Annotated in this window: 5 protein-coding genes; 4 read left to right on the forward strand and 1 reads right to left on the reverse strand. The window is 61.3% G+C overall.

Annotated features, from left to right (window positions below; all coding sequences use genetic code 11):
- Window positions 1–156: 156 nt before the first annotated feature.
- A complete protein-coding gene (locus ABG80_RS20815; protein ID WP_321166072.1) occupies window positions 157–936 on the forward strand; it encodes a DUF6708 domain-containing protein in 780 nt (259 codons plus the stop codon).
- A 216-nt stretch (window positions 937–1,152) separates the two neighbouring features.
- Here the strand turns inward: ABG80_RS20815 and ABG80_RS22215 are convergent, their stop codons facing one another.
- Window positions 1,153–1,482: a hypothetical protein gene (locus ABG80_RS22215; protein WP_152987780.1), complete on the reverse strand. Its 330-nt coding sequence runs from the start codon at window positions 1,480–1,482 to the stop codon at window positions 1,153–1,155.
- Between ABG80_RS22215 and ABG80_RS22220 the strand changes: the two genes are divergently transcribed.
- The 3 genes from ABG80_RS22220 to ABG80_RS23165 are packed head-to-tail and all read left to right on the forward strand — an operon-like array spanning window position 1,474 to window position 3,902.
- Window positions 1,474–2,166 (forward strand): hypothetical protein, encoded by a 693-nt coding sequence (locus tag ABG80_RS22220; RefSeq protein ID WP_152987781.1) that lies wholly within the window; start codon window positions 1,474–1,476, stop codon window positions 2,164–2,166. The two genes, ABG80_RS22215 and ABG80_RS22220, sit on opposite strands and share 9 nt — an antisense overlap.
- Window positions 2,163–3,677 (forward strand): hypothetical protein, encoded by a 1,515-nt coding sequence (locus ABG80_RS20825; RefSeq protein WP_235513984.1) that lies wholly within the window; start codon window positions 2,163–2,165, stop codon window positions 3,675–3,677. Before ABG80_RS22220 ends, ABG80_RS20825 begins: the two co-directional genes overlap by 4 nt.
- Before the next feature lie 57 nt (window positions 3,678–3,734).
- Window positions 3,735–3,902 carry a hypothetical protein gene (locus ABG80_RS23165; RefSeq protein WP_160322637.1) on the forward strand — a complete coding sequence of 56 codons (168 nt, stop codon included), beginning with the start codon at window positions 3,735–3,737 and terminating at the stop codon, window positions 3,900–3,902.
- The last annotated feature ends 131 nt before the right edge of the window (window positions 3,903–4,033 follow it).

The raw sequence follows: 4,033 nt of genomic DNA on the forward strand, positions 1-4,033 counted from the left end.
CCGAAATGGCCTCAGATCAGGCCAAAATGGGCTTGAAATGGGGTGTTTTGGCGTCGGAGTCGACCCGCATCATCGAAAAACGAGCCCTTGCGTCAGCAGCGAAGCTGCGCCCGTTGGGTATTTCCGCAGCCTGTTAGAGGATTTGCGTTGGCGGCTATGTTGGTGTTAGTCCCGTTAGAGGCCAGCGCGCTTCTATTTGTTATCTGGATGGGGCTGGTTTTTGATCATTGGGCCTTGTTGCTGGCCTGCGGCGCACTTTTTATTTTTGGTGCGGCGATAACCCTGTACACAATCATATTACTGTTGCGCACCGACTTATTCCGCTTCACCAACCAAGGCATCATCTTCGACCGTAAAAACCGCAAGGTGTACCGCCAATACCAGCACTACTCCGGCTCCTTGTGGAACATCCTCACCAACTCCAAGATCATTTCCTGCGAATACGAGTGGGATTTGGTTGACGCGGTGCATTACGCCCAATGCAGCACCAATGGCGTCAACCTCGTGACCAATCACCACTTGGTGTTCAACGTGCGGCGCAGCGCCACCGACGCCACGGTCATCGATCAGTTCATCATCGCCAACCCGATCGAGCTCAACGAGGGCCTGGTGTCCGCCATGTGGGAGCATATCCGGCGTTACATGGAAGAAGACGGCCCACCTTTGGGTTCTCCGCCGGAGGCCATGGTCACGCCCATCAAGCAGCCTTCATGGTGGCAATGCCTGGCTCAAACGCACACCTTTGGCCCCGGTTATGTGCAGCGCTGGAAAACCAACACCGGCTGGATGATGTTCGCGCATTTGTTGTTCCCGGTGTTCCTGCCATTTTTTGCGCTCGTGGCCAGCTGCGCCTGGCTGAGTTACTTCACCGAAATCGATGCCACATGGCCCGAAGAAGTTCAGGCCAAGATCGGCGAGCCTGTGCAGGTGGGTTGAGCACCTGCCTGTCTCCCGCCTGAAATGACAAATCCTCACGGCCTCATTGCGACCGCCCCGTCAGCGAGCGCCTCACTTTTACGCAGCGCGTTCAAGTTGCTGTCACGCTTCGCGCTGTGGACAGCTCGCGTTGTGTGCTCGTTGTCGTTCATCGCGGCCATGCTCTGGCCGCTGCCTACCTTGGTGAAGTTCTTTGACGAAGGGTGGTGGTACAAGTCAGCGGTCTTGATGAATGCACCGCCATGGCTCATCTGCGTGCCATTGCTTTACCTGCTTGTCTTCGGGGCCGCTTCTTGGCTGCTGCAAAAGAGCTGGCAGCGCCCCCTGTGCAATGTGCTCTTCCTCGCGTGGTTCATCCCGATTGGGCTCACATTCATTGCCACGATAGAACACCGAGGCTTGTGGCTCATGCTGAACGCCAGCCAGGTTCAAAGCACGAGCGTTCATCAAAGCTTGGTGCTCAAGCACTATTTCATTCCCAAGGCACGCACCAGCGCGGCACGACACCGAACCATCTTTCAAGAAAACTGGGTGGAAGTGAGCCATCCACTGGATCCGCAACGCACGCTGCGCCTGGAGAGCTACAAGGTTGGCCGCGCGTTCACCAACCCAGGAACGGCGCTTTGCATCCCGGTGCACACGGGTCGTTTCGGTCTGCAATGGGTCGCCGATGTGTCGCCTTGCAAGCCCGGACACACGATGACGCCCCTGTCCAGTGCTGGACTGGCGTTGACCAGACCCGTGCTGCGCACGCACCAAACAGGCCGGCTTGAAGTGCTGGCGGTCGATGGCTCGCCATCGACATCGACCATCGATGCAGCAGACCCGAAGCCCCCGTCGCTTGGCCCCGTCGAGGCAGATGACTGGAAACTCGCGGCCAAGGCGAAACATGCCCCGGTCAGTTTTTTCCAGAGTCGTCATTACGCTGGCGCCATGGTGCTGCACCACCAACGTGGCGTTTGGTATCACCTGGCCCCATTCTGGCTGCCGCCAGACCCCAAATTGCCTGCGGATGCTTTGGCCATCCTGTCGAAGCCCATGTGGCTTCGCTTCGATCAGGTCAAAGCCCGTCTTTCTTCCGATGGCGCAAGGCTGGTGGCATGCCGCGCAGGCGAAGGCCGCGTGCCAGAACGCTGCGTTGTTTTGCAAATGCCATGGGTCGAGGCAACCAAAGCCTCACCGAGTGCCCCTGCCCCCGACTCGACCTCGGCCCTCACCCCCACACCATGACAAATCCAGCGGACACCAACATGCCCCCACCCAAGCCCATCCACCAACGCCCCAAGCTGGTCATCGGCGCGTTGCTGCTGCTCGCCATGCTGCTGTACTTCGGCACCATCGTCAGGGCTCGCAGCAACGCAGGCGCCACGCCCGCCGAGGACAGCGCAGGAAGCCTGGCCTTCGTGAAGCAGCGCGCCATGGAGCAGTTCTGCACCGGGGTGGTCGAAACACCCAAGGCCACCTGGTTGGCAGGCTACGCCAGCGGTGACGTCGCCTCCTCCTTCACCACCGACCCAGCCAAACCCGTTGTCTTGATCGACGCCTTGCTGGGCGAGGGTGCGAACCAGAACGCCAACAGCGGCTTGTCGATGTTCACCGGCTTGAGCCGTGAAGCAGGCACCACCTTCATCTCTCGGCGCAACGCCCAGGGGCGCTTCGAGCTCAAGGCCGTCGTGGGTGAACGGGCCTGTCTGCTGGCCCACCCCAGCGGCAGCCCCGTCTTCCTGCTGACCGGCCTGGACCGCCCTGCGTCGAACGACCCGGACGCCCTCAAAGACACAACCCCCAACCAGCTGGCCGTCTTCCGGTCTGACGACCAAGGCAACACGTGGCACTGGGTGCGCGAGGGCCTGTTCCCCCACGCGGAGCACGTCGCATGGAGCTTGCGACCGGGCTTCTTTGGCAAGACCGACATGTGGGTCTTTGGCGATGCCGCCGACACCAACATGGGGCTCGATGAAGCGCCAACGCCAGGCGCCATTTACCACTCACGCGACCTGGGCCGCACGGTCGAAACCATCGCGGCGCCTGCCGAAATGCGGCTGCCCCTGACCGGCTTTGCACCGCACCTGCCCCAAGGCACGGAGATCGCCGAATCACTGGGTGATGAGCTCAAGCGCTACGTGTTCCAGGTCTCTGCAGACCGTGCTTTCGCATGGACCAGTCAGCGCGTCATGTACGCCCGACCGGAAGCCAGCCTGACCTCGGGGCTTGTGTGCACGACCGCCATGACAGAGTTGCGCCAACGTGATGGGCAGTGGCTTGTCGGGCCGATCAAGCGAGAGTTCGGCGCATGCCTGCGGAAGGTGCAACAGCGTCCCGATGGAGGCCTGGTGGGCGTGCTGGCGCACACAGACCAGGAGCGCGATGAGATCGCCGAGTTCGACGTCGCAGACCAGAGCTGGAAGCCGGTGGGCGCCTTGCCCAACCCGTTCTGGCCCCTGCCCGGCAGCAGCCGGGTGGACAGCATCCTCGTGGGGCAACACGCCATCGTGGTCAGCGTCATGGCCTCACACACCGTGCCGACATGGTTGACGCCATTTCGCGATGAGCCCGCAGAGATCGATGCGAACGCAGCCTTCTACTCGCTCGACGGCGGCCGCAGTTGGACCCGGATCGGGCTGCCCGGCTACCTCGGTGTGATGGGCCTGGACCCGAACAGCGACCGGGTGTACGGCGCCCACGGCAACTGGTACGACGACCCAGACCTCACCGTGCGCGTCTTCAGCCTCAAGCAATGAGCTGAAAACCCAAACCAACAAAAACCAAACTCCAAACTCCAAACAGGGACCCCCACCATGCAAACCGACACCCCCACTGCCTCCCCCACCCCGCGCATGCCAGGCGCCTCAACCTGGGCCTTGATCGCGCTGATCCTGCTCGCCTTCATGATCCAGTTGCTTCACGCTGGCTCCGTTGCCGGGCCGGACATCGATGCGCTGTCCAAAGCCGGCAACGTCGGCTAGGGGCTGTTAACACTAATTGCAACGCTGGGCATCATGCTGGACACTGCCCGACATGGAGATCACACCCAAGCAATTCGCGCGCATCGAGCATTGCCTTCCACTGCAGCGAGGCAACGTGAGCCTGTCCAATC

Origin of the sequence: Aquabacterium parvum (assembly GCF_001447195.1) — a bacterium.
Classification (GTDB): Bacteria; Pseudomonadota; Gammaproteobacteria; order Burkholderiales; family Burkholderiaceae_C; genus Aquabacterium; species Aquabacterium parvum.

Excerpts from the sequence above, each read along its gene's own strand:
- ABG80_RS22215 (WP_152987780.1), bottom strand. The coding sequence starts at position 1,482 with ATGGCTCACTTCCACCCAGTTTTCTTGAAAGATGGTTCGGTGTCGTGC.
- ABG80_RS20815 (WP_321166072.1), top strand. The coding sequence starts at position 157 with ATGTTGGTGTTAGTCCCGTTAGAGGCCAGCGCGCTTCTATTTGTTATC.
- ABG80_RS20825 (WP_235513984.1), top strand. The coding sequence starts at position 2,163 with ATGACAAATCCAGCGGACACCAACATGCCCCCACCCAAGCCCATCCAC.
- ABG80_RS23165 (WP_160322637.1), top strand. The coding sequence starts at position 3,735 with ATGCAAACCGACACCCCCACTGCCTCCCCCACCCCGCGCATGCCAGGC.